This is a genomic window from Pseudomonas sp. Irchel 3E19 (genome assembly GCF_900187585.1).
In the GTDB taxonomy this organism is placed as follows: Bacteria; Pseudomonadota; Gammaproteobacteria; order Pseudomonadales; family Pseudomonadaceae; genus Aquipseudomonas; species Aquipseudomonas baetica.
Genome location: NZ_FYDT01000009.1, coordinates 104,223 through 130,429 on the forward strand (window position 1 = coordinate 104,223; position 26,207 = coordinate 130,429).

The following is a 26,207-nucleotide window of genomic DNA, read 5'->3' on the forward strand; positions in this document are numbered from 1 at the left end:
GTATGGGGGCTTTGACGAAAGCTGAGATGGCGGAACGTCTGTATGAAGAGCTGGGCCTGAACAAGCGGGAAGCCAAGGAATTGGTAGAACTGTTTTTCGAGGAAATCAGGCACGCTCTTGAAGACAACGAGCAGGTCAAATTGTCCGGTTTCGGCAATTTCGACCTTCGGGACAAGCGCCAGCGGCCTGGCCGCAACCCGAAAACGGGGGAAGAAATCCCGATCACGGCTCGCCGTGTGGTCACCTTTCGTCCAGGGCAGAAGTTGAAGGCCCGAGTTGAGGCTTATGCTGGAACCAAGTCATAACGACGAACTACCCGTCATCCCGGGCAAACGCTACTTCACCATTGGTGAAGTTAGCGAGCTGTGTGCCGTAAAGCCACACGTGCTGCGCTACTGGGAGCAGGAGTTTCCTCAGCTCAACCCCGTCAAACGCCGCGGAAATCGCCGGTATTATCAGCGCCAGGACGTGCTGATGATCCGGCAGATCCGCGCGCTCCTTTACGATCAGGGGTTCACCATCGGCGGCGCACGCTTGCGTCTGTCCGGCGATGAAGCCAAAGACGACACCACCCAATACAAGCAAATGATCCGCCAGATGATCGCCGAGCTCGAAGATGTGCTGGTGGTACTCAAGAAATAAAAAGCTGCGTTTGAATACTTCCAGTTTTCAAACGCTTGCGATATATTCTTGAGCGTTCTTCGAGGTGAAGAGCGAGTTGTAAAACCAGTCGGGGCGTAGCGCAGTCCGGTAGCGCACTAGCATGGGGTGCTAGGGGTCGAGTGTTCGAATCACTCCGTCCCGACCATATAATTCAATGACTTAGGCCAATGTTCACAGCATTGGCCTTTTTCATGCGCGTGACTTCTCCATTTCTCACGCCTGCTTCCTCTTCAAGATTGTCAGCACCGGCCCACGCGAATTGGTTGCTGATACCATGTTCGCAGCCTCAATCAGATGCCCGAGCTCAGCGCCCGAATAGTGACTGGTGATGCTGCCGTTCTTGTGACCCAGAAGTGCCTTTCGGTCTTCTTTGGTTACTCCTGCCGCTCGAAGGCGACTGGCCGGTACGTCACCTGGGGAGGGAGTTACTGCTGAGGGTGTGTCGCGTTCCAGCGCTCGAAGGCGTCCTGCGTCGTGGCTGCGTCGATCAGTTCGCGCAGCTGGTTCAACGGCTGCGGCGACTCATGCAGAAACACGAAGTCATAGACGATGCGTATGCAGGGTTTGGCGCCCAGCTGGTGCTTGGCGAGCGGTCGCGCTCGTCAAGGTAGACGCTTGCGAAGAGCTGCGACGACAGGTTCCGGTCGGCGATAAGAGTTACCTAGGTGCGGGAGTACCGCATCAAAATCTAGATTACGTCGGCGATAGGCGGCGATGAAGTACGTACAGTCCAGCGCCAAGTGCCGGCTATATCAGAGCTGGCTTTGCCTATGTATGCTGTTGATAACCTATACGAGTTACGGACATGCTTTTATAAGACTTGCATATCTAGACAGTCTTGAGGATGAACCAAGTTACTTATTCCCTTTGATGGTGATCCTGTCGTACTGTTATTCTGGGCAGGTAAACGGAAGTAGTCGAGACGCGTCGTCAACGTGTAATCAACGGCATTGATGCTGCCAGTATCTTAATACAGCCTTACACCAGAAAGTACTGAATCGAATGTTCAGGAGTATTTTCAGTTTTCGTATTTTTAGTCGTGAGATTTTGACTCTAAATACGCAATCCCTTTGTTCGAAAGCCATCCGATTGAAGAGTGTATTCCCGATTCTACGAGACCTTTATCAATAGACCTGTTAACAGCGCTTTCACATACTTTTCTTGGGGCGCCGGTTTGTTCTTGAAGCAACTCCGCAGCACGACTAAAACGGTAGCCAATTGGTGTTTTCTGTAAATGAATTTCTCTAACGGCCTTGCAAACCGTTAAGTCAGTAATGTCCTTGGTTTTCATCTCACACCCTTCATAGTGGTTGCTTAGGCAGTTTGTAGAGTATTTGTAATTTAATTCTTGTCTGCTGGCGATGTCTAGTGGGTAGCGTTGAAGGGCTATCTAGCCTGTCGTGTTGCTGTCCCTTACGCCAGGGAGTTGAGTCGATGACCGTCGATCAGTGAGTCGTTGAAACTCGCCATGCTGATTACAGATACTGTATTTTTATCCAGTATAGAGCAAGCAATGCGGTTCGTGATTGTGCCCATGAGAGAGCGAGGCGTCGCCAGAGCGCAATTGGATATCCCCAGCGCCGAACCGGTGAAGGGCGATATCATTTTCTCCAGTGCGCCGTCTGACATCCTCAAAAGAACGTCCAGCACCGCGTCTCTGCGGCATGGTGCCTGGCCGGGTGATACGCCCCCGATTCGACCGCTTCTTGATGCTGGCCTGTTCAGCATGGCAACGCTCGGTTTCACGCTGAGCGGCCTGGAAGAGATCAATGGTGTTCTGTACGCGCAGTCTTGGTATTGCAGGGACGTGTGATTGTGTTCGATTGGCAGAACGCCGGAGAAACGGTGAACTACTGTAGGAATATCCAACGCCAAGTTATTTATTCTTATAGGGTGATGTGGCGGTTTTGTACCTTTTTAAATGATCTGTTTTTCTTTATATATCAATTGCTGGTTTCGGGGGCACCGTGCCCCAGCGCATGCTCAGCGAATTGTCGGTACCACCGACTACGGTGACCGGGGGGGGGATCAGGCTGGCGGCGTGACAAGCGTATGTGTAGGAGGTGGCGGCTCCAAGTCCATGAGTTGCAGCGAGCAGTATCACGAGATCGACTTTCTAAAATTTAGTTTTGAAATAGCCGCTCGAGATTTTCTCGGCGGCTATCTGATCGACTAAGGCTCACGCCGTTACATTACTTTTTTTCTGCCCTGAAGGTCACGGTAGCGTTATCGCCGCCTCCACCACTGTATGAAACTTTAACGTTTTCGCTATCGGTCGTGATTTCATACGAATTAGACCCCACGTATGGGTCGTCCCAGTGGATATTTATATTGCAAACTTCCTCAGTGACAAAATCATAAAAAGCGTAGGAGCAAAGTGCCTCCGTGCCCGTAGCGAACCCGTCCGACTCCGTCTTCCAATAGCCTTTGCCGGGCACATTGGAGCTCGGCTTCAATATTTTCTGCGGAGGATAGGTATCCCATTCCCCATGATCTAACTTCAGAGAGTTTTGAATTAGACTCAAGGCGGAGTCGAGGAAATTCTCAAAATAAACATCAACGCTTCTTTTAGCTATCGGTATAATTCCTTTTATTTAATTAACATTGCGCCTGCAATAGTTGGTTTGGGTTTTGCTCCGGCTGTTCTATGTGTCTGGTTGTATGCGATTGTTCCTTTTTTATAGGCTTTGTTAATTATTTCTGATGCCCCATTCAGGCATGGTTTTTAAATATTTTCCAGTAAGTGTGTCGGGCTTTGATTTTTTATCAGGAAGGGGCTTGGTGTCCTGTTTCCAGTTCAGGTGCTTATTATTGATTTCAGCTTGTACTGATTAAAAATTTACTTATGCATCATCAGTTGATCGTGCGCAGTTAGAAACTCATCGTACGTTTTTGATGAATATGCGGTTAAATTTTTGGCATTGGTGGGCAATTTGATGAGCTCCTTATTCCATTAGGAGTGACGATTGAATCTATCCCTTCAAGCTAAGTTAACCACATACTATGATTTTGTTTAATCCTAACAGAGGCTAGACGGCGATCTTTAAAAGTCAAGCAACGTGTAGCGGATATGAGCCGTGCGATGCGCTTATGAGCAAACCGGGCTTGTTGGTTGTATAACCCTATATTTTGTGCAGGTAACGGCAGAGTGACGACTCTGGACAAGATCCTTGCCTAGCCATCAGAGCTGGTCATTGTTGAATGGAGCCGTGTGGTGCAAGCGCTGCGGCGGGATGCAGCAAGAGGTAGATCACTGCAATTTCCATTCCCCAAGTCGCACGATGTTCGGTGCAAACGTCCAACCATGGGCTGGAGGATGTAAAGCCTGCCCTTGATAACCATAATCGCGGTGTAAATCTGCTTCAGTGCAGAAATGCAAAGCCCCGAATGTTCGCGGCTCCTGGGCTTCTATTTTCGCCTCCATCCTTTAATGGCTGGCGAACGTGGTGGCGAGATTACCAGCGATGTATTCGTAATTCACTACTGCTACAGACGGATTGTGTTCGGTCGGCAGGACGCCGTGAGGACTGTGCGCAAAACCTCCTCTGGAGACGGCGAGTTTCCGTTTACATAAGCACAAAAAAGCGGGTGTTTTACCTGCACTGGAATTGATTTTTTTTAAAAACAATAGGTTATATTGATTTAGTGCCCAGCATGAGGTGCTAGGGGTCGAGTGTTCGAATCACTCCGTCCCGACCATATAATTCAATGACTTAGGCCAATGCTCACAGCATTGGCCTTTTTCATGGGGCTGACATTTGCGGGACTTGTTCGAACGTGGTCTCTATCAAGACGTGTCTGTGCATCTGGATTGCAGGTGCCCGATATTTCTACGTCGGTGCCGCGCAGTCGAGCGTTCTCGATAAATCAGCTATTTTTCGCGTTCAGTTTACGCAGCTCTTCGTAAGTCGCGGATTGAACGAACCAGAAGCCAGAGATGATGCACCAGCTCAAAGTACCTACAACGAAGGTACTGACAGCGGCGAGAAAACTCTGGCTTAGCATCACAAGTGCAGCAATCCAGATGACTGCCAGTGCGATATAGAGAACGGTGTTGTTAACGCTGATAACGAAGTCTTTCATGTGCATTCCTTGGATGGATTTTCCTCTGGTTACCCTTCATGGGATCCCAGTGGCGGCATCATATTGCCATCGCGCCAGGCTTCGCTAGTCGCTGATTAGGGAAGACTCGATATCAGTCATGCTGTTCGAGTCATTACTGATCGGGCTTCTTCTCGATATCGTCCGAGTCACTCGACGTTGCTGCATCCTTTTCCGTTTCATGGGCTTGCGCGCCCGCATTTCCCCCTGAAGATTCTTCTCCCTTCTTGTTCGCTTTTTCATCATTGGCGCGCGAGCTTTTAGACTGGTTGACGCCAGGCAGTGCATTGGGTGGCGCGGAGGAGTCAGCGCTGGTTTTCTCGGCTGCCAAGGCACATGCCGGGCCGATGAGTAGCAGGCTGGCAAACGATACCGCCATAATTTTCTTGTTCATCTTCTAAGCCTTCCACGCGATGGGATGTACTGCATTGGACATTAGGAGTCGTAGCAAAGGTGCGCGGCGCTGGACGAGCGGTAGCAATTAACGAATGGTAGCCCGCCGGATGGGGCGGTGTCTTGGGCTGATGTGAGGCTCCAGCTTTGTCGCCAGATATTGCCAAAAAGCGGCAAATTGCTGGCCCCCTAATGCTTCTTTCATCGGCAAACTCGCCTTTTTTCAAAAGGTTAGGTTAGCTATATGCGGACGTTTGTCATAACCGTTGCAACGCTTTCCATGGCTGTCCTTGCTTCGGGAGTTCAGGCAAAAGAGCTAAGTAAAAGCCATCGCTTTGCTTGTACGTGGGGCTCGGACATCGCCGCAGGCGCACAGAAATCAAAACTTTCAGGGGTGTCTTTGTATGGCGCGCGTAAACAGTTGCAGGTGCGTCGATTCCAGCAACCGTGGATGCGTATGACGGCGATGGGGATTATCGAGCAAACCTACAACAGCACCTCGAAGCTCCAGCCCGCTGCGGTCAAGCAGACCTACTACGAGCAATGCGTGCGGCATGAACTGGCGCAGCGATAGAAGAGAAATTCCCGGCAGCCATGACCAATCTACCCATCGCGGTCTACAGTTCAGTGGATGATCCCACTGTCTGAGAGCACGGATATGTTCAAAAGATCAACACGATGGATTGCAGCTTCGATGTCGCTCGTACTGGCCGCTGGCTCTTCGATGGCACTGGCCGACCCCGGTAACGGTAAAGGGCAAGGCAACGGTAAAGGCAATCAACACAACTCCCAGGGCCAAGGGAGCAAAGGCAAAAATGCTGGCCATGATGACCGCAGCCATGGCCCATCCGTCGACCGCGGTAATGTGATTGGCGTGATTGGTGGTTATCGCGACTACTGGAGCCCCGGCCCGGCACTGCCTCCGGGCATTCAGAAGAATCTGGCTCGCGGTAAACCTTTACCGCCCGGTATCGCGAAAAAACTCGATAATCGCTTACTGGGCCACCTCCCGCACTATGACGGCTATGAATGGCAGCAGGCGGGTACTGACCTGATTCTGGTCGCCCTCGCCACGGGGCTCATTTATGAAGTCCTGAATGGTGCCTTTGACTAAGCGCAAGTCAGCCATCAGCCCAACCTTTTCAGATTGGGCTTTTTAATACCTCAAAGCAGTCCTGGCCGGAGCAGCGGAGTACCATGTCGTGCTCTATTGACCTGCCGAGTCCGATGTCCCATGCCTGCATTTTCCCGCTTCACTTCGTTGCTCGACCAGGCGCAGCGCGCCTTGCGACTGGTTTGGGGGACGTCGCGCGGGCTGTTTATGGGCCTGGTGCTGGCGACATTGATGGCAGGTGTGCTGCCGGCACTCGCGGCATGGTTGGGACAACGCATTGTCGATGCGGTGGTGACAGCGATGCAGTTGCATGCGCAGCAGGGCGATGCGCCGTTGTGGCCGGTGTTGCGTTACGTGCTGATGGAGGCGGGTGTGCTCGCATTGCTATCCGGCACACAACGGGCACTGTCGGTGCAGCAGTCGCTGTTGCGGGTGCAGTTGGGGCAGAAGGTCAACACGTTGATTCTGGAGAAGGCGCAGACCCTGTCACTCGTGCAGTTCGAGAACTCCGAGTTCTACGACAAACTGGTGCGTGTGCGCCGCGAAGCCTCGACTCGGCCACTGGCGCTGGTCATGAAGTCACTAGGGCTGATCCAGAACTTGATCATGCTGATCAGCTTCGGCGTACTGTTGGTGCATTTTTCCCCGTGGGCGCTCGTGCTGCTGGTGATCGGTGCGTTGCCGGTGTTCTTCGCCGAGGCGCATTTTTCCGGTGATGCCTTTCGGCTGTTCACCCGTCGCGCGCCAGAGAGTCGCCAGCAGAGCTACATCGAAACCCTGCTGTCCCACGAGGCCTACATCAAAGAGGTCAAGCTGTTTGGTTTCGCGCCGCTGTTATTGCAACGTTATCGCGACACCTTCGCCAAACTCTATGCCGAAGACCGGCGCCTGACGTTACGCCGCGATAGTTGGGGTTTTGGTCTCGGCTTGCTGGGCACTGCGGCGTTCTACGTGGCGTACGCCTGGGTGGTGATCGATGCGGTGCACGGCAATATCAGCCTGGGCCAGATGACCATGTACCTGGTGCTGTTCAAACAGGGGCAGAGCGCGGTCAGCAGCAGTCTGAGTGCGATCAGTGGTTTGTACGAAGATGGCCTCTACCTGACGAGTCTTTACGAATACCTCGCCGAGCCAGTGCTCGCCGACAGCGGTCACCTGACTGTCGGCGCGCGGCCGGGCGACGGGCTGCGTTTCGAAAACGTCGGTTTCCGCTACCCCGGTGCGAGCCGTGCGGCGCTGCATGGTATTGACCTGCATCTGGTGCCGGGCAAAAGCCTGGCGCTGGTCGGGCAGAACGGTTCCGGCAAGACCACGCTGATCAAGTTGCTGACCCGGCTCTACCGCCCCGATCAAGGGCGGATTCTGCTTGATGGCAGCGATTTGCAGGATTGGGAGGAGACCACGTTACGGCAGCGCATTGGCGTGATTTTTCAGGATTACATCCGCTACCAGTTCAGCGTCGGTGAAAACATCGGCGTCGGCGACACACTGGCGTTCAACGATGAGCAGCGCTGGAAGGAGGCCGCTGCCGAAGGCATGGCAGCCCCCTTTATCGAAGCACTCGACCGGGGATACGCGACACAACTGGGGCGCTGGTTTGCCGGTGGTCAGGAGTTGTCCGGCGGACAATGGCAGAAGATTGCCTTGTCCCGTGCCTATATGCGCCGCGAGGCCGACATTTTGATTCTCGACGAACCCACCTCAGCCCTCGACCCGGCAGCGGAGGCATCGGTGTTCGAGCATTTCAGCCAGCACACTGAGGGGCGCATGACGTTGCTGATCTCGCACCGTTTTTCCAGTGTGCGCAATGCCGACCACATCATCGTTCTGGAACAGGGGCGGATTCTTGAGGAGGGCGACCACGAAGATCTGATCGCTGGTGCAGGGCATTACGCTCAGCTGTTCGATTTGCAGGCTCGCGGTTATCGCTAGGAATCCCGCGCGCTGCGCAAGGTTGCCGGCCCGGCGATCCGCGGTGCAGGTTTGGTCTGCATCAACGCATCGATTGCCTTGCGATAATTCTGCCCGCCCAACGCCATGCTGTTGTTGTGCGTGCCACCCGGCACCAGTAACAGACGTTTGGGCTGTTGTGCTGCGTTGAATAGCTGCTCACTGAAGCGCGCCGGCACAAAAGCGTCGGCCAGGCCATGCACCACCAGCAGCGGCATATGAATATCGGCGATCTTGTCGATGGAGTCGAACTTCTGCGACAGCAGCCAGCGCACCGGCAGTGAGGTGTTGGCCACGGCAGCGGCGACATCCGCCAGCGTCGTGAACGTGGACTCGATCACCAGTCCGCGGACCGGGAGCGGCGTGTGATCACGGGCGGCGTCCTTGCCGAGTTCGGCGGCCAGATCGACCGCCACTGCACCGCCAAGCGAGTGACCGTAGATCAGGCGCTTGTTCGGGTCCGGTTGCAGCAGTTTGAAACGCTCCCAGGCCACCCGTGCATCTTCGTAAACGCTGCTTTCCGACGGCAGATCCCCCTTGCTCTTGCCGAACCCGCGGTAATCGATGGCCAGCACCGAGTAGCCCGCCGCGCGCAATTGCTCGATGCGATACAACTGTCCGGTGAGGTTCCAGCGCACGCCATGCAGATAGAGAATCGCCGGGGCATTGGCTTTCTCCGCCGGCCACCACCATGCATGAATGTTTTGCCCGGCCTTGAAACTCTTCGGTTGCAGATCGAGTTCCTGCACGCTGCCGGGCAAGCCGTGATACCAACCCGCCGCGCCCGGCTCGATGCGAAACAGCAGTTTGCGTTCGGCGTGCTCCAGCACGGCACAACTCGCCGGCACGCCGATAATCAAGGCGGCCATGCAGGCAAACGCCAAGCGGCGACGGCGCAGACGAGTCATGAAGGACAGGAACATTAAACGTTTCACCAGGGCGCAGACAAAGAACGCTTTTTACCAGATGCCTTGGTCTGCGCGCGATATTTTCGACCACCGTGCATGTGCAACGATTACAAAATGCTGCAGCGGCTCAATCGACCCGCAGCACAATCTTGCCGATATGGTCGCCGGCCTCCATGTGCGTATGGGCTTGAGCGGCGTCGGTGAGCGCATAGACCTTGTCGATCAACGGCAGGCAGCGCCCTTCATTCAGCGTCGGCCATACGTGTTCGCGCAGCGCATCGGCGATGGCGGCTTTCTCTTCCGTCGTTCGCGCACGTAGTAGCGAACCGGTGACCACCGCGCGTTTGCCAAGAATCGCCAGCAAATCCACGTCGTTGGCCTTGGCGCCGCCCAGAAAACCGAGCATCACCAACCGCCCGTCCATCGCCAGGGCGCTGACGTTACCGTTGAAGTACGAGCCGCCCATGATGTCGAGAATCACATTCACACCTTGGCCAGCGGTCTTCTCGGCGATGACTTCAGCAAAATCTTGATCGCGATAGTTGATCGCCTCGCCGCCCAGTTCACGAATCGCCGCACATTTTTCAGGGCTGCCGGCGGTGGCGAAGGCTTCGATACCAAACTCGCGGCAGAGCATCAGTGCGGTGGTGCCGATGCCGCTGGTGCCGCCGTGAATCAATGCACGTTGCCCCCGGCTGGCGCCGCCGAGGCCAAACAGGTTGGCCCATACGGTAAAGAAGGTTTCCGGGATCGCGGCGGCTTGCACCCAGTCGAGGCCATCGGGGATTGGCAACGTCTGGCCAGCCGGGACTGTGCAATATTCGGCATACCCGCCGCCATTGGTCAGCGCACACACCTTGTCCCCCACGGCAAACTGGCTGACGTCGGCGCCGAGCGCCACCACTTCACCTGCGACTTCCAGGCCGGGAATCGGGTTCATACCGGGTTTCATCGGGTATTTGCCAGCACGCTGCAAGGCGTCGGGCCGGTTGATCCCGGCGGCGCGCACACGGATCAGCACTTCGCCTGCTGCCGCCACCGGTAACGGCACGCGCTTGGCTTGCAGAACCTCAGGGCCGCCGGGTTCGGTGATTTCGATTCGGGTCATTTCGTTGGGTAAGGACATGTCGATTCCTGTTGCTGGAGGTTCTGTAGATGGGAGCGCAGCCCGGAAGCAATGATTCCCTTCAATTTTCACAGGCGCGTGATTCAGACGAGGAGGGCAGCCATTTCAGGGCATGCTCCAACAAAATCGCCACCGTAATCGCGCCCGCAGCGACCACGAACAGCAAGGCGTGATGGCCACCTGTGGCATTGAACAACGCTGAATAGGCAAATCCGGCCAGCGCCTGAAACGTGGCGAATGATACGGTGGCGCGGCTCCAGGCGATTTGCTGGCGATGATGATCCGGCACCAGTTCATGCACCCGGGCCAAGGCCAATGGCACGATGCCGGGCGGGAATGAACCGATGATTACCGCCAGTGCGGCCAGCGCCATTAAAGAGTGGGAAATCGCCAGCAGTCCCAGCGCAATCGCCTGTACGACCAATACCAGGCGAATGCCTGTCCGCGCGCCAAACCGATCCGCCAGAAAGCCATAACTCACCGGCCCGACAATCGCGCCCAGGCCATACATGACCCATACCATTGCGCCGATGTGCGCCCCGGCACCGAGACCGCGAGCCACGTAATCCACCAGGAACACCATGGCCGGCACCAGCCCCGCGGCCATGAACGCATATTGGCCGAACAGCAAATAGACGGCGGGAGGTGTTGGCTCAACCGCCGCAACCTTGTGAGTTGCAGTCGGGTGCGGTAAATCTGCGGGCCAGCCAAACCAGCTCATGGCGGTCAGCAACAACGACAAACCACCCAGTCCCAGCCAAGTGGCTTGCAGGCCCAGGCTCAGCAGCGGCGGCACAAGGGTGCCGGAACCGGCAATTCCCAGGCCGATGCCGAGAAAAATTGCACCACTGGCCAACCCTTTGCGGGACGCCGGCACATGCGGCAACACGGTCGCAGCCACCAGCACCATGATCGCGCCACCGGTAATCCCCGACAGCAACCGCCAACTGAAGAACCAGCTCACCGACAACGGAAACGCACAGGCAAAAAACGCGACGGTGACCAGCAGCATCATCAATCGCAGGGCGGTTTTATTGCCGAGTTGTCGCGCTATCGGCCTGCCGAGCAGAGCGCCGATCAGGTAGCCGACCAGATTGGCTGCGCCGAGGTAGACCACATCGTTGGCAGAAAACCACTGCGCCTGAATCAGCGAGGGAATCAGCGGGGTGTAGGCGAATCGCGCCAGGCCGATGCTGACCAGACTGGCGCAGAGTCCCGCGAAGATCGGTAACGCTGAGGATGATGTACGCATGGGAGCGATCCTGAGAGGTTTATGGCGCTCAGCATATCGGCTATTGTTGCTGCACTAATGCAGCGATTTGGCATCATGGCGATGCATATTTGCATCAGTAGGAGAAAACATGAATTGGGACGATGCCCGGGTATTTCTCGCGGTATGCAGGGAGTCGACGTTACGCGGCGCCGCGCGGGTGCTGGGCGTGGATCAGGCCACTGTCGGGCGGCGGATCACGGCGCTGGAGAAGTCCCTGAGCGCGACGTTGTTTTTGCGCACTGGCGACGGTTACGCGTTGACGCCAGTCGGCGAAGCGGCACTCAGAAGCGTCGAAAAAATGGAGCACTCGGCGCTTGAACTAGAGCGGCAGATTCAGGGGCTGGACGATCGTCTGACCGGTAACGTGCGCGTCAGCACCACCGATTCGCTGGCCATCGACTTCCTGATCCCGGCCATCGCACGCCTGCACGAGCAGCACCCTGACGTGCGCGTGCAACTGGATGCCTCCACGCAGATCCTCAGCCTGGCCAAGCGCGAGGCGGACATCGCCGTGCGCAACACCCGGCCTGACAATCCCGATCTGATCGCGCGGCGAATTGCCCGCTGGCCGGTGGGATTGTTCGCTTCACAGGCGTATATCGACGCCAAGGGCATTCCTCAGCAGGGTGCAGCGTTCGAGGGGCATGACCTGGTGGTTTATCACCCGTATTTAAAGGGGCACAAGGACATGACGCTGGTTAGCGAACCGGTGCATCGCGGGCGGATTGTTGCCAGCCTCAGTTCCAGCCTGTTGGTGCGTCGCTCGATTGCGGCTGGCCTGGGCGTAGGAGAAATCCCGGTGTACATGGGCGAGCGCGATGGCCTGGTCAGGCTTTGGCCGGAGCGGAATCGCCCGCAACCGTATGAGGTATGGCTGGTGACCCACGCGGACTTGCGCCATACCGCGCGGGTTCGTGCAGTGATTGAGCAGATAGTCGAGGCGTTTGCGCTGGAGAATGAGTGAGTGCTTAAAGCGCTTTGGAGAAGCTACATCTTCTGACGAAACAGCCTACACCCATAGCAGAATCTGCCGGCTTGCGGGCTTGGGACGCCAGCCCTATTGTTGAGGCAGCACACAGCGTCAGAAGTCGGGTTGTGAGTGATGCGTCAGGGAAGGTATCGGTAACCCAAGGAAGGGGATCGGCTTGAAAGCCAGGGAATTCGAGCAATATCAAAGCACCGACACATTGAGCAGAGGGCAGAGCACTCAAGCCATGAACGCTATCAGCCGTGACGAATTCAACGCCAGGATCGAGACCATTGAGGCAAGGATGGATGCCCGGGTCGAATATGTGTCGGCGAAAATCGAGAGATTTCTGGATGTTCAGACCGAACGAGACAAGGCCCTGCTAGACCGCTACAACTCCATTTCCGCAAATGTGCAGCAAATCGCTCTGGAGTCAAAAGAGGCGGTCAGACAGGCCTCGACCATCAAGGCGAATTATTGGGCCTCAACCGCTGTGTATTTCCTTGGAATCGTCGGCATCGTCGTGGCGACTTACTACGCCAATCAAGCCAATGTCTACGTAGCGATTCAAACGACTTTGTCGGCGGTTCAAGCAGGCAAGGACACCCATCCGCCTATACCCGCCGTGTCGCCATTACCGGGCACGCCACATTAAAAAAACGGCCTTCATTTGAAGGCCGTTTTTGTGGGCAATGAAGACATTACTTCATGGCATCTGCGGCAATTCCTGTGGCCGCAAGTCAAACACCAAGACCTCGGCATCCACGCCATTATTCAGGGTCAGCAGTTGTTCCTCGCGAACCCGCACGCCGTCACCTTCCTGCAACAGCTGGCCGTTCAGCTCGACGCTGCCGCGAGCCACATGGACGTAGGCGTAGCGATTGGCCTGCAGTTCCAGGGTGGCGCTTTCCTTGCCGTCGAACAGCCCGGCGTAGACTCGTGCATCCTGACGCACAGTCAGCGAACCATCGCTGCCGTCCGGCGAGATGATCAATTGCAGGCGACCGCGTTTTTTCTGCGCGCTGAAATGCTCCTGCTGGTAGCGCGGTTTGGCGCCGCCAACGTCTGGCACAATCCAGATTTGCAGGAAGTGCACAGGCTTGGTGGCCGAATGGTTGAACTCGCTGTGCGCCACACCGCTGCCGGCGCTCATCAGTTGCACGTCGCCGGGGCGGATTACCGAACCGGTGCCCAAAGTGTCTTTATGTTCCAGCGCACCTTCCAGCACGTAGGAAAAGATCTCCATGTCGCGATGCGGGTGTTGGCCGAAGCCTTTGCCGGCGGCAACGCGGTCATCGTTGATCACCAGCAGGTCAGAAAAACCCTGTTCCCGCGGGTTGCGGTAGCTGGCAAAGGAAAAGGTGTGGAACGACTTCAACCAGCCATGATTGGCGAGGCCACGATCGGAGGCTTTGCGAAGGGTCAGCATGATGAAATCTCCTTGCGGGACGTGAATTCGTCCGAGTGAGGAGAAGGTTACTGTTAACCATTCGATGCAATAAGTAGGTGAAAGTTGAAATACTGTCTCCATCAGGTTGACAGTTTTGCATGGCAGTTCACGCAATCTTTTCCGGCGGTGAGCGCGTACTTGGCCATAATGCTCAGCCAGTGCTTTACGTTTATTCTTTTTTTGATCAGTGATGTTGACCCATGAAAACCGTGGCAATGGTGTTGTTTCCCGATTTTCTGCTGCTCGATATGGCCGGGCCGATGGAAGTGTTCTCGGTCGCCAATCGTTATTTGAAACCAGAACGCCATTATCAGTTGATCACTCTGGGGACCGAGCGCGGCCCGTTACGCGCCTCCAATGGCGTGCTGGTGCACGCCGATCAGCTTATCGATGACAACGCGCAGCGTTATGACCAGTTGCTGGTGCCGGGTGGCCCCGGTGCGTGCAACGAAAGACAGGCGCATGCCCAGAGGCAATGCCGACGTTTGTGACCTTTTGAGTTTCATCTCCGGCACCTCACGACAGCGCCAGGCGAACGGGCTGATCCCTTCGCTGCGGGTGAAGATATGACAGAAGTGCGCCTGATCACAGAAACCGCATTCCAGGCTGATCTGCGTCAGGCTCAAGTGCGTGAGCTGGATCAACTGCTTGGCGCGGCCAAAGTACCGTTGATCGCGTAAAGTACGGTGCTCGCGCACCTGACTGAACAAGACTTCCAAGCAAGGAACTCGTGCCCATGAACCGTAACGATCTGCGTCGCGTCGACATGAACCTGCTGGTGATTTTCGAAGCGCTGATGTTCGAAAAAAACCTGACCCGCGTCGCTGAAAAACTGTTCATGGGCCAGCCGGCCGTGAGCGCGGCGCTCGGCCGATTGCGCGATCTGTTCGATGATCCGTTGCTGTTGCGCAACGGTCGCGGCATGGAACCGACCGCCCGCGCCCTGGCCATCCTTAAAGAGCTGCAACCGGCAATGGATGTCATTTCCGGGGCGGTCAGCCGGGCCAAGGAATTCGAACCGGCGAGCAGTTGCGACGTGTTCCGCATTGGTCTGTCTGATGATGCCGAGTTCGGTCTGTTTCCGCCGCTGCTGCGAAAGCTTCAGGAAGAGGCGCCGGGGATTGTGGTGGTGGTGCGCCGTGCCAACTATTTGCTGATGCCGGCGTTGCTGGCCTCCGGGGAAATCTCGGTCGGCGTCAGTTACACCACCGACTTGCCGGCCAATGCCAAACGCAAAAAGCTGCGCGACATTCCCTGCAAGGTGCTGCGCGGCGACGACCGTCCGGGGCCGCTGACGCTGGACGAATACTGCGAGCGTCCGCACGCGATGGTGTCGTTCTCCGGTGATTTGAGCGGCAACATCGATCTTGATCTGGCCAAACTCGGCCGCTGCCGTCGTGTGGTGCTCGGCGTGCCGCAGTTCAGCGGCTTGCGCGCTTTGCTCGCCGGTACGGAAATGATTGCCACCGTGCCGGACTATGCCGCGTGTGCGCTGGTTGAAGGCTGTGCCCTGCGCGCCGAAGACCCACCGTTCCCGATCGAAGCGGCGCAACTGTCGATGGCCTGGAGCGGGGTACACGACAACGATCCGGCAGAAAAATGGCTGCGCTCGCGGATCAGTCAGTTCATGTCGGCATCGCTGGATATCCCGCCAGCCTGAAGAAAAACGTAAATCCCCTGTGGGAGCGAGCCTGCTCGCGATGGCGCCCGGTCAGTCGACATCAAGGTTGAATGACACACCGCTATCGCGAGCAGGCTCGCTCCCACATTGGTTTTAGGTGACTGAAAGAAAGAGAGCACACCCATCCAATTTCTCCCCGCCCCGCATTGGCATTATTCAGGCCAATGACATTTAAAGGGTTGGGTCATGAACGCGACACAAAGCGATGAACGGGCGCACGACGCCGGTTTACTGTTTCTTCGGGTCAGCGGCGGCCTGTTCCTGCTGTGGATACACGGCTTGCCCAAGCTGCTGGACTTTACCGCCCAACTGCAACTGATCGAAGACCCGTTCCACCTCGGTGCTCACCTGACCTTATGTCTGGCGATCTTCGCCGAAGTCCTCTGTCCGCTGCTGATCGTCGCCGGGGTGCTGGCGCGATTGGCCTGCTTGCCTATTCTCTTTGTGCTGCTGGTGGCGCTGTTGGTCGTGCATCCGCAATGGAGTGTGGCTGAAGGGCAGTTCGGCTGGTTGCTGTTGATCCTGTTTGCCACTGTGTTTATCGCCGGGCCAGGACGGCTGGCGCTCAACGTTCGTTTGCCCGGAGTACTGCGTTATGCCTGAAGTCCTTAGTCAACAAGCACCGGGGGCCGATGAGACCGTCACGCTGATCGTCAAGCACCGGGTCAAGACCGGTTTTGAAACTGCCTATGAAGCCTGGCTACGCAATATCGTGCGGGTGGCGGGGGAACGCGAAGGGCATTTGGGGGTAGACGTGGTGCGCGGTAAGCGTGCTGGCCTCGACACTTACACCTGCGTGCTGCGCTTTCGCTCGACCGAGGCGATGCAACAGTGGCTGGAGTCGTCAGAGCGTCAGGCACTGGTCGAAGAAGCTGCGCCGATGCTCGCCGATGGCGACCAGACCGAGGTCGCCCCGGTCAACGAATTCTGGTTTGCACCGCTGGCCGACGCCGCCTCACCGCCACCGCGCTGGAAGCAGGCGGTGATCACCTTGCTGGTGATCTTTCCGCACACCCTGTTGGTGCCGCTGATCTGGGGGCCGCTGCTCAAGCTGCATCCGCTGCTTTCCAACTACGTGGTTGCCACGTTCCTGATCACCCTGACCATCGTGCTGTCGGTGGTGTACGTATTCATGCCCCGCGTGACCCGTCTGTTCGCGCCGTGGCTGGAAGCCGGTCAGGCGCATACCCACGTCGAACCCACAGAACACCCGTCACGCTGAACCCATTCATTTTTTGTCGAAGGAACTGCGATGAACGCCGATCTGATTCTGTTCAATGGCCAATTTCATACCGTAGACCGCAGCAAACCGCTGGCCAGTGCCGTGGCGATCAAGGACGGCCGCTTTGTGGTTGTCGGCAACGACACTCAAGCCATGACCCTGCGCGGCCCGGCTACGCAAGTGGTCGACCTGCACGGCCGCTGCGTCATCCCCGGTCTCAACGACTCGCACTTGCACCTGATCCGTGGCGGTTTGAACTACAACCTCGAACTGCGCTGGGAAGGCGTACCCTCGCTGGCCGATGCACTGCGCATGCTCAAGGAGCAGGCCGACCGCACACCGACGCCGCAATGGGTGCGCGTGGTCGGCGGCTGGAACGAATTCCAGTTCGCCGAAAAACGCATGCCGACCCTCGAAGAACTCAACCAGGCGGCGCCGGACACGCCGGTATTCGTCCTGCACTTGTATGACCGTGCGTTGCTCAACCGCGCCGCATTGCGCGTGGCCGGTTACACCCGCGATACGCCAAACCCGCCGGGTGGCGAGATCGTGCGCGATGCCAACGGCAACCCGACCGGCATGCTGGTGGCCAAACCCAACGCGATGATTCTCTACTCGACGCTGGCCAAGGGGCCGAAGCTGCCGCTGGAGTATCAGGTCAATTCGACCCGCCAGTTCATGCGCGAACTCAATCGCCTCGGCCTGACCAGTGCGATCGACGCCGGCGGTGGTTTCCAGAACTACCCGGACGATTACCAAGTGATCGAGCAATTGGCCAAAGATGACCAGTTGACCGTGCGCATCGCCTACAACCTGTTCACCCAGAAGCCGAAAGAAGAGCTGACCGATTTCCAGAACTGGACCGGCAGCGTCAAGTTGCATCAGGGCGACGACTTCCTGCGCCACAACGGCGCTGGCGAGATGCTGGTGTTCTCGGCGGCGGACTTCGAAGACTTCCTCGAACCGCGCCCGGACCTGCCGCAAACCATGGAGCAGGAGCTGGAGCCGGTGGTGCGCCACCTGGTCGAGCAGCGCTGGCCGTTCCGTCTGCACGCGACTTATAACGAATCGATCAGCCGCATGCTCGACGTGTTCGAGAAGGTCAACCGTGACATTCCGTTCAACGGCTTGCCATGGTTCTTCGACCATGCCGAAACCATCACCCCACAAAACATCGAGCGGGTGAAAGCGCTGGGCGGCGGCATCGCGATTCAGGATCGCATGGCGTTCCAGGGCGAGTACTTCGTTGACCGTTACGGCGCGAAAGCCGCCGAAGCCACGCCGCCGATCAAACGCATGCTCGCCGAAGGTGTGCCGGTCGGCGCCGGCACCGACGCCACGCGGGTTTCCAGCTACAACCCGTGGACGTCGCTGTACTGGATGGTCAGCGGCCGAACCGTCGGCGGTCTGGCGCTGTACGAAGAAGGTTTGCCACGCACCACCGCGCTGGAATTGTTCACCCACGGCAGCGCCTGGTTCTCGTCGGAGCAGGGCAAGAAAGGCCAGATCAAGGTCGGGCAACTGGCGGATCTGGCAGCACTGAGCGCGGACTTCTTCCATGTCGAAGAAGAAGCCATCAAGTGGATCGAGTCGGTACTGACCGTGGTCGGCGGCAAGATCGTTTACGCCGCCGGTGACTTCCAGGACCTGGGACCTGCCAGCGTGCCGGTGCTGCCGGACTGGTCGCCGGTGGCCAAAGTCCCGGGCCACTGGCGCCAGAACGCGCCGATGCAGGCTCAGGTACATCAGTGCGTCGGCGCGTGCGCCGTGCACTCGCACAGCCATGAAAAGGCCCGTTTGTCGAATGCCCCGGTCAGTGATTTCGCCGGTTTCTGGGGCGCGTTCGGCTGTTCCTGCTTCGCGTTCTGATCCTTACAACAATGCGCCGACCCCGACGGTCGGCGCCTCACGCAACAACCATCCACCGAGGAGTTTCCCATGAGCGTTCCATACAAGCGTCTGAACAAAGATGATGCGGTTGTGCTGCTGGTCGATCACCAGACTGGTCTGATCTCGCTGGTGCAGGATTTCTCGCCAAACGAATTCAAGAACAACGTGCTGGCCCTGGGCGACATCGCCAAGTTCTTCAAACTGCCAACCATCCTCACCACCAGTTTCGACGCCGGCCCGAATGGCCCGATCGTACCTGAGCTGCTTGAGCAGTTCCCGGACGCACCGTTCATTCAGCGCCCAGGCCAGATCAACGCCTGGGACAACGAAGACTTCGTCAAAGCCATCAAGGCTACCGGCCGCAAGCAACTGATCATCGCCGGTGTGGTGACTGACGTGTGCGTGGCATTCCCGACCCTGTCGGCCATCGCTGAAGGTTTCGAAGTGTTCGTGGTGACCGATTCTTCCGGCACCTTCAACACCACCGTGCAGCAAGCGGCTTGGGCGCGGATGTCGGCGGCCGGTGCACAACTGATGAACTGGTTCTCTGTCGCTTGCGAGCTGCAGGGTGACTGGCGCAACGACATGGAAGGCCTGGCGCATCTGCTCTCGGAACGCCTGCCGAACTACCGCAACCTGATCAACAGCTATACCAAGTTCACGGCCCAGTAATCGGTGGAGCTGAAAAGCCCCTCACCCTAACCCTCTCCCGGAGGGAGAGGGGACTGACCGAGATGTTTGTGCGAGTTACTCCGACCTGAAATATCAGGTCGAACTCGGGCCTTGAAAAGCTCGAAGATCGGCTCCCTTTCCCCCTCGCCCCCTTGGGGGAGAGGGCTGGGGTGAGGGGGTAAGATCTTCAGCTGGAAAAACCATTGCGAACTACACACATCATCGCTTCTGCAACCACCCCAGAAACCCACCTTTCCTCACCGCCACCGGTTTAACCATCAACGCGAGGCGACTGTTCTGCTGCCGCACCGCCTGCAACTTGTTCAACGCCCGACCAACCTCAGCGCGCTGCTCCATGCATTCGCGCGTGAGGGTCTTGTCGAGACGGTAGATGATCGAAGACGTCAGCGCCGTAAACGTAGCCTGCGAAGGCGTATCCGCCAGAATGCTTTGCTCGCCCATGACCTCGCTCGGCCCCATGCGCCCGGCCTCGGTCTGGCCGGCGCCATCCGGCACCGTGGCGCTAACCACCCCGGTGGCAATCACGAACAGACTGTCCGGCACTTCATCCAGATCCAGTACCACCTGGCCCGCGCTGTACTGCTGCGCGACCATCGACTCGGCGAGACGATCACGCTCTTCGGCGCTCAGCGAGCGGAAGATTTTCACTTCATCGAGCAATGCGCGCGCGCGGGTCGAAGGTTCTATCACGCCGTTCGGATGCCGCGAAATCCCGGCGGCTTCCAAGTGGCGGTGTGCGAGGTCGAACAGCTGATTGCGCACTTCGCTTTTCTTGCCCAGTTCGGCGATAAAACCGCTGGCGACGTATTCGGACATTTCTTCGCCGGCCTCTTTCAACACCACTTTTGGCGCCGGACTCAGCAGCAGGCTGCTACTGCCTTGCAGCGTACGGTCGAGGGCGTCGAGCACCCGGCGAGGGCGGATGTGATTGGGCACTTTGATTCTGATCGACACGCCGTGCATGTTGTTCGGCCGGCTGAGGTTGACGATCTTGGCCTTGGCTGCCACCGAGTTGGGCACCACGGCCAGGGTGCCGGCGCTGGTCAGCAGGTGCGTAGCGCGCCAGTCGATGTCGAGCACTTTGCCCTCGACGCCGTCGATCACCACAAAGTCGTCCACCTGATACGGCTTGGTGGTATTGAGCACGATCCCGGAAAACACATCGGCCAAGGTACTTTGCAGCGCCAGACCGACGACGATCGCGAACACACCGGACGTCGCCAGCAAGCCTTTGACCGGCAGCTCCAGTACGTAACCGGCGGCGGCAACGATGGCCACCAGAAACACCAGCGCACCGATCACGTCTTGCAGCAAGCGACCGCTGTGGCCGATGCGGCGCATCAGGATCAGACCGATCACTTCGGTGAGCACACGTGCCGCGTAAAGCCACCAGAGAATGCCCAGCGCGGTTGCGCCCAATTGCGCGACCTGGTCATCGGCAAACTGCGGCGCCTGCAACGGGCTGACACCGGCGTTGATCACCAGCGCGCTGAACGCCAGAAACAGCATCAGCCGCACACCGACTCTCGGGGCGCGATGGGTGAAGGGCGAGAAGTGCCAGAGCACCGCATCGAGCAGCAGCAGGGCGGCGCTCCAGGACAGCAGGTGAGTATAGAAAAGGGTCATGGCCGGAGCTCCGCAGTGTCTGCCAATAAAAAGATCGCAGCCTGCGGCAGCTCCTACAGGGAAATGCATTCCAATGTAGGCGCTGCCGAAGGCTGCGATCTTCTGCCGTTAAGGCTGCAAATGGGTTTTCAGCTCAGCCGCTGCCTGGCGCACCGCCGCTTTCACTTCGGGAATCTGGCTCAGCGGATTGAGCAGGCCAAAGTCGTGGATCATCCCGTTGTAGCGCACCGCAGTCACCGGCACACCTGCCGCATCGAGATGCCGTGCATAACCTTCGCCTTCATCGCGCAGCACATCGAACTCGGCCGTCTGCACCAGCGCGGCGGGCAAACCCTTGAGCTGTTCGGCGCTGGCGTTCAGTGGCGAGGCGTGGATCTGCGCACGTTCGGTCGGCTTGGTGGTGTAGTTGTCCCAGAACCATTTCATCATGCCTTTGGTGAGGAAATGGCCCTCGGAAAACTGCTGGTACGAGCCATCGTCAAACTGCGCGTTGGTCACCGGCCACATCAGCAACTGGAAGCGCAGCGCCGGGGTTTTCTGTTCTTTGGCCATCAGTGCCACAACTGCCGCCATGTTGCCGCCGACGCTGTTGCCGGCCACCGCCAGCCGTTTACCGTCGACACCGATGTCCTTGCCATGCTCGGCCACCCATTTCGTGGTGGCGTAAGCCTGGTTGATCGCGGTCGGGTACTGTGCCTCTGGCGACGGCGTGTAATCGACGTACACCGCGACCGCGCCAGAACCCACCACCAAATCACGGATCAGGCGCTGGTGCGTCGGGTAATCCCCCAACACCCAGCCGCCACCGTGGAAGAACATGAACACCGGCAACTCACCTTTGACCTGGGCCGGACGCACCACTTTCAGGTTGATCGTCTGGCCATCGACCTTGATCGCCTTGTCGCTGACTTCCACACCGGACAGATCAACCTTCACCGAAGCCTGCGCACCGGTCAGCACCGCACGGGCGTCTTTCGGGCTCAGTTGTTCCAGCGGCTTGCCACCGCCAGCGGCGAGGGCTTCGAGGAAGGCCTGGGTGTTGTGTTCGACACCCGGGCTGCCGGCGGCGAAAGCGTTGCCGATGGACAAAGCGAGGAGGGAAGCGGTCAGGGTTTGTTTGACGATGTTCATGTGCAATTCCATTTTCGATTAATTGAGTGGTGGTGTTTTCAAACCGTGAGCACAGATTAGTGGGATGCCGAAAAGTGAAAAAGCGGCTATAAAGCGTTTAACTGTCCACCAGAGAGTGACAATGAATCCGTTCGAAGACATGCGTATTTTTTGCCAGGTCATGGACTCCGGCAGCTTCACCGCAGCGGCCGATCAATTGGGCCTGTCCAAGCAGTTCGTCAGCCGTCGCTTGATGCAATTGGAAGAGCGCCTCGGCGTGCGCTTGTTGAATCGCTCGACCCGGCGCCTGGACGTCACCCCGCTGGGCCAGAGCTATTACGAATCAGCGCTGCGTCTGCTCGGCGAAGTGGAGCAGGTCGAGCAGGGCATCGCCGGGCAAACCGCCGAGCCACGCGGGACGATTCGCCTGAGTGCGCCGCTGTCGTTTGCCGTGGCGCACCTCGGTTGTCTGTTGCCGATGTTCTTGCAGCGCTATCGCGAGGTCACGGTGGAGGTCGACTTGAGCGACCGCCCGGTGGATCTGCTCGGTGAGGGCTATGACCTGGCGCTGCGCATTGGCGTGCTGGAAGACTCGACCTTGATCGCCCGCCGTATTGCCTCCATCGAACGGGTTTACTGCGTCAGCCCGGCTTATCTGGCCGAACGCGGCACACCGCTCAAACCCGAAGATTTGCTCGGTCATGACTGCCTGCCTTACGGACATGGGCGTTCAGTGCAATGGCGGTTCAACGCAGGGCAGGGCAAGCCATTGCTGGTTAATGTCAGTGGACGCATGCGCGTCAACAACGGTGATTTGCTGCGCGATGCGGCGGTGCAGGGGATGGGGATTACTTATCTGCCGACGTTCATTGTCGGCGCCGCGCTGAAGGATGGACGACTGGTGCGGGTGCTTGATGACATGCGTCCGGAACCGCTGACGCTGTCGGCGGTGTATCCGCAACATCGCCAGGCCTCGCGACCGGTGCAGGCGTTGATCGAGTTTTTGCGCGAGCGCCTTAACCAGAACGCAACCACAAACTCCCTGTAGGAGCTGCCGCAGGCTGCGATCTTTTGGCTTTGGTTTATAAAACGACATCAAAAGATCGCAGCCTGCGGCAGTTCCTACGGGGGGCTTACAAGATTGCAACAATCTGGAGGGGCGGGCTGATCTAGACTCCGACCGCTCAATCAAGAGCATCGTCCGGAGTGCGCCATGGAAGTGCCCAACAATAAAAACGCCATCGAAAGCAATCGTCAGGCGTGGAACGATTCCGCCCGCCATCATCAGGATTCGCCTGACTGGCAGGCGCTGCTGAACGACGTCGCACATGCGGATTTCTCCTGCCTCGACGACACTCTGCGCGGGTTGCTGGAAGAGGTCGGCGTTGACGGCAAAGACGTGATTCAACTGGGCTGCAACAACGGTCGCGAGAGTCTTTCGCTGTTCGCTCTCGGTGCGCGGAAGGTGGTGGGTGTTGATCAGTCGAGCGCGTTTCTCGACCAGGCGCGCGAGCTGAACAGTTGCTCAGCGCACAACGCCGAATTCATCGAAAGCGATATCCATCACCTGCCGGCCTCGTTGCACAAGCGCTTCGATGTAGCGTTGATCACCATTGGCGTTCTGAACTGGATGCCGGACATTGGCGAATTTTTCCGCCATGTAGCGTCGACGCTGAAACCGGGCGGCAAACTGGTGATCTACGAAACCCATCCGTTTCTGGAGATGGTCGACCCTGACGGCGAAGATCCTTACCGCATCGCCAGCTCGTATTTCCGCACCGAGCCGTTTGTGCAGGAAGAACCAATTGTTTATGTCGGCAAGATTGAACAGCAGGCGGCGAAGTCTTATTGGTTCGTGCATACCCTGGGAGCGATCTTCAGCGGCGGCATCGGAGCAGGGCTGAATATTGCGCATTTCAAGGAATATGCACATTCGAATCGCGAAGAGGTGTATGACCGTTACGTGAATCAGGAGGCGCAGATACCCATGTGCTTTACCCTGGTTGCCACCAAGTCCTGAATTCTTGATCGCGACAACCGGCCTCTTCGCTAGCAAGCCCGCTCCCACATTGGATCTGCGTCGTACACAAATCCAGTGTGGGAGCGGGCTTGCTCGCGAAGGCTGCATCATTAACGCCACAACATTTCAAATGTGAATCAAGCCTGCGCCGCTGCCGTCACCACCGGTCTTTCCGGCTTGCGCAAAGCCTCCAGTCTTGAGCCGCTGTAGCGTGTCTCGCGGAAGAAACGCCAGTGTCCGAACAGATCGTAGACGTGGGTGATACGCCCCTGTTCCTGATAGCCCAGACGCATATGCATCTTCAGGGCCTGTACATTGGCGCCGTCGCAGATATCCACCACTTTTTCGAAACCTCGGGTAGCCATGACTTGCCAAAGTGCGGTCTGTGCATCGACGGTCAAGCTACTGCCGAAATACTGCCGGGTGATCTCGGCACCGAACTGAAAGTATTCACCGGGCTTGACCGGGAACGTGCAGCGGTAGAAGTGGCGGTCGTAATAGTCGCGAGTGCTGGCCCAGACGAACCCGACGGTGTGACCGTCCTGGTCCAGGTGCATGTGCCCCGTATGCCCTTCAGCGGCCAACTCGGCCATGGTCTGCACGCGGTCACCAAAGTACTTGCTGAATGCCTTGGCGTTCTCCTCGGTGATGTCGACTCTGCGCAAGCCTTCACAAGGGCGCAGTTTGTTCGGGGCAATCGGTGTGACCAGATCGCGCTCCATCCACAGCAATTCACGGTGAGCGAATACGTAACGTTTGCCCAGCGCGCCAAGGGTGCGGCGCAGGCCTCTTTCTCTGATGCGCAGAAGCACTTTTTCGATGACTTTCATGATGCCCTCCGAGGCGCTAGCCCAGGTGTGTTGGATGGTGTTGCCGGTTGAATTTCGGATGTGTTCGTCGCTGTCGAGTTGCCGGCACGCCCTGCGCGCCATTTTTGCAGGGACGGTTTGACGTAGTGCCAAAGGCGTAGCCCCAGGCCCAGCAGCAAGCCGCTCGGGCGCCACGAGTAGAAACTCCAGCGCCAGTGCTCCAGTTGTCCGGTCATGCGTTCGTGCAGTTGATGGCTGGAGTTGTCCAGGCTGACCCGCGACGCATCGATCCAGCGCCAGTGCTCATCCAGCCCCCAGCGAATCCATTCCTCCAGCAACACCCGGCCGCTGCCGAGGTCGGCGTACTGTGGCAAAAACGCCAGGTTGTAATCGTAGAGCCGGCCCTGTTCGAGCAGGCCTAGGCGATAGCTGATGCAGCGGCCGTCCAGCTCCAGCGTCACGACCCGCACCAGGCCTCGGTCGGCGAGGGCGGTAAAGGCGCTTTCCATCCACTGACGACTGCGTTCGGTGGCGAAAATCCCGACGCCCTCGTCACCTTTCCAACTGACCGACTCGACTTCCTGCAGCGCTTCTAAAATCGTAGGCATCGACAGCGCATCGGGGGTGATTCGCCGCACTTGCGCGCCGCATGCAGCAATCCGTTTGCGCGCCCGACGCAGCTTGTAGCGCGGGTCGCCGGAAACCTCGCGATGATCGGCGTCGCTGATCAGATGCACCGGCACCCGGCAACTCAGGCGTCGTTCAGCAGTGGAACTGTGCGCCATCCATTCGGTGAGCGCACTTTCTTCACCGGCAGGTTCCGACAGTTCATTGAGTTGCAGCAGCGCATGGGGCAGACGCTCACGGATCAGCACCAGTGCTTTGTGCATGTCTTCGCTGCCGAGCAACGACAGCAGGGCCAGGCGATCGGCCAGCGGATAACCCAAGTGATGCAAAACACGAAACGGCACGCCAGCGAAGCGTTCGCGGCTGGCCACCAGTGGCAGGCACAGATGCAATTGCTCTGCTTCCCAGCCGAGCAGAATGTGCAGGCGCTGATCTTCGCCCAAGGCCTGTTCTGCCGCGCACAACCAGCCAAGGTTGTTGAACGGCGTGTGGTCGGCCACACGCAGACGCAGTGCCTCGTAGGCCGCTGCCGGGAAATCGGCAGCGCACAGGGACGTGCGCCATTCGAATCGCATCACCATAGG

General features: G+C 57.9%; 26 protein-coding genes, 1 tRNA gene and 3 pseudogenes. 17 read left to right on the plus strand and 13 right to left on the minus strand.

The annotated features are described in order from the left end of the window. Positions 1–2: 2 nt before the first annotated feature. The 3 genes from ihfA (at position 3) to CKW18_RS08335 (ending at position 808) form a co-directional block, all read left to right on the plus strand. On the plus strand, positions 3–305 hold the full coding sequence (ihfA, locus tag CKW18_RS08325) for an integration host factor subunit alpha (protein ID WP_002553164.1): 303 nt from the start codon (positions 3–5) through the stop codon (positions 303–305). After that, positions 286–642, plus strand: a complete 357-nt coding sequence (locus tag CKW18_RS08330) for a MerR family transcriptional regulator (RefSeq protein ID WP_003179985.1) — start codon at positions 286–288, stop codon at positions 640–642. The genes ihfA and CKW18_RS08330 overlap by 20 nt, the downstream gene beginning before the upstream one ends. Positions 643–731: 89 nt before the next feature. Then, positions 732–808 (plus strand) — tRNA-Pro (locus CKW18_RS08335). 68 nt (positions 809–876) lie between these two features. Here the strand turns inward: CKW18_RS08335 and CKW18_RS08340 are convergent. Together CKW18_RS08340 and CKW18_RS29870 are read right to left on the minus strand one after the other, a co-directional pair. Beyond that, positions 877–1,059, minus strand: a pseudogene (locus CKW18_RS08340) (site-specific integrase); the annotation flags it as partial. Between the two features lie 637 nt (positions 1,060–1,696). Beyond that, positions 1,697–1,954, minus strand: coding sequence for a hypothetical protein (locus CKW18_RS29870; protein WP_141233089.1), 258 nt, complete (start codon positions 1,952–1,954; stop codon positions 1,697–1,699). Between the two features lie 177 nt (positions 1,955–2,131). Here CKW18_RS29870 and CKW18_RS08350 point away from each other — a divergent pair, with 177 nt between their 5' ends. Continuing rightward, positions 2,132–2,476: a hypothetical protein gene (locus CKW18_RS08350; protein WP_141233090.1), complete on the plus strand. Its 345-nt coding sequence runs from the start codon at positions 2,132–2,134 to the stop codon at positions 2,474–2,476. A 2,054-nt stretch (positions 2,477–4,530) separates the two neighbouring features. Here CKW18_RS08350 and CKW18_RS08355 read toward each other — a convergent pair. Together CKW18_RS08355 and CKW18_RS08360 are read right to left on the minus strand one after the other, a co-directional pair. Next, positions 4,531–4,746: a hypothetical protein gene (locus tag CKW18_RS08355; protein WP_095188391.1), complete on the minus strand. Its 216-nt coding sequence runs from the start codon at positions 4,744–4,746 to the stop codon at positions 4,531–4,533. A gap of 133 nt (positions 4,747–4,879) precedes the next feature. After that, entirely contained in the window at positions 4,880–5,158 is a 279-nt protein-coding gene (locus CKW18_RS08360) for a hypothetical protein (RefSeq protein ID WP_095188392.1), read from the minus strand. 243 nt (positions 5,159–5,401) lie between these two features. Here CKW18_RS08360 and CKW18_RS08365 point away from each other — a divergent pair, with 243 nt between their 5' ends. The 3 genes from CKW18_RS08365 (at position 5,402) to CKW18_RS08375 (ending at position 8,203) form a co-directional block, all read left to right on the plus strand. Next, positions 5,402–5,731, plus strand: a complete 330-nt coding sequence (locus tag CKW18_RS08365) for a hypothetical protein (protein ID WP_095188393.1) — start codon at positions 5,402–5,404, stop codon at positions 5,729–5,731. An 84-nt stretch (positions 5,732–5,815) separates the two neighbouring features. Continuing rightward, complete coding sequence (locus CKW18_RS08370; RefSeq protein ID WP_095188394.1) at positions 5,816–6,271, plus strand: anti-virulence regulator CigR family protein; 456 nt, start codon at positions 5,816–5,818, stop codon at positions 6,269–6,271. 120 nt (positions 6,272–6,391) lie between these two features. After that, positions 6,392–8,203 (plus strand): ABC transporter ATP-binding protein, encoded by a 1,812-nt coding sequence (locus tag CKW18_RS08375; RefSeq protein ID WP_095188395.1) that lies wholly within the window; start codon positions 6,392–6,394, stop codon positions 8,201–8,203. On the opposite strand, the gene CKW18_RS08380 is transcribed toward CKW18_RS08375, so the two are convergent. From CKW18_RS08380 to CKW18_RS08390, 3 genes are all read right to left on the minus strand, one after another. After that, positions 8,200–9,144, minus strand: a complete 945-nt coding sequence (locus tag CKW18_RS08380) for an alpha/beta hydrolase (protein ID WP_095188396.1) — start codon at positions 9,142–9,144, stop codon at positions 8,200–8,202. The genes CKW18_RS08375 and CKW18_RS08380 overlap by 4 nt on opposite strands. 112 nt (positions 9,145–9,256) lie before the next feature. Then, the gene (locus CKW18_RS08385) at positions 9,257–10,255 is read right to left on the minus strand and encodes an NAD(P)H-quinone oxidoreductase (RefSeq protein WP_095188397.1); all 999 of its coding nucleotides are present in this window, start codon (positions 10,253–10,255) and stop codon (positions 9,257–9,259) included. A 61-nt stretch (positions 10,256–10,316) separates the two neighbouring features. Then, complete coding sequence (locus tag CKW18_RS08390; RefSeq protein WP_095188398.1) at positions 10,317–11,507, minus strand: YbfB/YjiJ family MFS transporter; 1,191 nt, start codon at positions 11,505–11,507, stop codon at positions 10,317–10,319. A gap of 109 nt (positions 11,508–11,616) precedes the next feature. On the opposite strand from CKW18_RS08390, the gene CKW18_RS08395 reads away from it, so the two are divergent. Both CKW18_RS08395 and CKW18_RS08400 read left to right on the plus strand, forming a co-directional pair. Beyond that, positions 11,617–12,492 carry a LysR family transcriptional regulator gene (locus CKW18_RS08395; protein WP_095188399.1) on the plus strand — a complete coding sequence of 292 codons (876 nt, stop codon included), beginning with the start codon at positions 11,617–11,619 and terminating at the stop codon, positions 12,490–12,492. Between the two features lie 181 nt (positions 12,493–12,673). Continuing rightward, positions 12,674–13,150: a hypothetical protein gene (locus tag CKW18_RS08400; protein ID WP_256586910.1), complete on the plus strand. Its 477-nt coding sequence runs from the start codon at positions 12,674–12,676 to the stop codon at positions 13,148–13,150. Positions 13,151–13,201: 51 nt separating this feature from the next. Here the strand turns inward: CKW18_RS08400 and CKW18_RS08405 are convergent, their stop codons facing one another. Then, a complete protein-coding gene (locus CKW18_RS08405; protein ID WP_095188400.1) occupies positions 13,202–13,924 on the minus strand; it encodes a pirin family protein in 723 nt (240 codons plus the stop codon). 221 nt (positions 13,925–14,145) lie between these two features. Here CKW18_RS08405 and CKW18_RS08410 point away from each other — a divergent pair. After that, positions 14,146–14,400, plus strand: a pseudogene (locus tag CKW18_RS08410) (DJ-1/PfpI family protein); the annotation flags it as partial. On the opposite strand, the pseudogene CKW18_RS30960 reads toward CKW18_RS08410, so the two are convergent. Then, positions 14,398–14,625: pseudogene (locus tag CKW18_RS30960) on the minus strand (helix-turn-helix domain-containing protein); the annotation flags it as partial. The pseudogenes CKW18_RS08410 and CKW18_RS30960 overlap by 3 nt on opposite strands. A 56-nt stretch (positions 14,626–14,681) precedes the next feature. Between CKW18_RS30960 and CKW18_RS08420 the strand changes: the two are divergent. From CKW18_RS08420 to ycaC, 5 genes are all read left to right on the plus strand, one after another. Continuing rightward, entirely contained in the window at positions 14,682–15,605 is a 924-nt protein-coding gene (locus CKW18_RS08420; protein WP_095188401.1) for a LysR family transcriptional regulator, read from the plus strand. Positions 15,606–15,812: 207 nt separating this feature from the next. Then, the gene (locus CKW18_RS08425; RefSeq protein ID WP_095188402.1) at positions 15,813–16,229 is read left to right on the plus strand and encodes a DoxX family protein; all 417 of its coding nucleotides are present in this window, start codon (positions 15,813–15,815) and stop codon (positions 16,227–16,229) included. Continuing rightward, entirely contained in the window at positions 16,222–16,848 is a 627-nt protein-coding gene (locus CKW18_RS08430) for an antibiotic biosynthesis monooxygenase (RefSeq protein WP_095188403.1), read from the plus strand. Before CKW18_RS08425 ends, CKW18_RS08430 begins: the two co-directional genes overlap by 8 nt. A 30-nt stretch (positions 16,849–16,878) precedes the next feature. Next, entirely contained in the window at positions 16,879–18,717 is a 1,839-nt protein-coding gene (locus tag CKW18_RS08435; RefSeq protein ID WP_095188404.1) for an amidohydrolase, read from the plus strand. Between the two features lie 69 nt (positions 18,718–18,786). Continuing rightward, on the plus strand, positions 18,787–19,410 hold the full coding sequence (ycaC, locus tag CKW18_RS08440) for an isochorismate family cysteine hydrolase YcaC (RefSeq protein WP_095188405.1): 624 nt from the start codon (positions 18,787–18,789) through the stop codon (positions 19,408–19,410). Positions 19,411–19,629: 219 nt separating this feature from the next. Here the strand turns inward: ycaC and CKW18_RS08445 are convergent, their stop codons facing one another. After that, entirely contained in the window at positions 19,630–21,057 is a 1,428-nt protein-coding gene (locus CKW18_RS08445; protein ID WP_095188406.1) for a mechanosensitive ion channel family protein, read from the minus strand. A 108-nt stretch (positions 21,058–21,165) separates the two neighbouring features. Further along, a complete protein-coding gene (locus CKW18_RS08450) occupies positions 21,166–22,188 on the minus strand; it encodes an alpha/beta hydrolase (protein ID WP_095188407.1) in 1,023 nt (340 codons plus the stop codon). A 121-nt stretch (positions 22,189–22,309) separates the two neighbouring features. Here CKW18_RS08450 and CKW18_RS08455 point away from each other — a divergent pair, with 121 nt between their 5' ends. Together CKW18_RS08455 and CKW18_RS08460 are read left to right on the plus strand one after the other, a co-directional pair. Next, positions 22,310–23,215: a LysR family transcriptional regulator gene (locus CKW18_RS08455; protein WP_095188408.1), complete on the plus strand. Its 906-nt coding sequence runs from the start codon at positions 22,310–22,312 to the stop codon at positions 23,213–23,215. Positions 23,216–23,380: 165 nt separating this feature from the next. After that, entirely contained in the window at positions 23,381–24,187 is an 807-nt protein-coding gene (locus CKW18_RS08460) for a bifunctional 2-polyprenyl-6-hydroxyphenol methylase/3-demethylubiquinol 3-O-methyltransferase UbiG (protein WP_095188409.1), read from the plus strand. Positions 24,188–24,324: 137 nt separating this feature from the next. On the opposite strand, the gene CKW18_RS08465 is transcribed toward CKW18_RS08460, so the two are convergent. Both CKW18_RS08465 and CKW18_RS08470 read right to left on the minus strand, forming a co-directional pair. Continuing rightward, positions 24,325–25,017, minus strand: coding sequence for an N-acetyltransferase (locus CKW18_RS08465; protein ID WP_095188410.1), 693 nt, complete (start codon positions 25,015–25,017; stop codon positions 24,325–24,327). Beyond that, positions 25,014–26,204, minus strand: coding sequence for a GNAT family N-acetyltransferase (locus tag CKW18_RS08470; protein WP_095188411.1), 1,191 nt, complete (start codon positions 26,202–26,204; stop codon positions 25,014–25,016). The genes CKW18_RS08465 and CKW18_RS08470 overlap by 4 nt, the downstream gene beginning before the upstream one ends. Between the last annotated feature and the right edge of the window lie 3 nt (positions 26,205–26,207).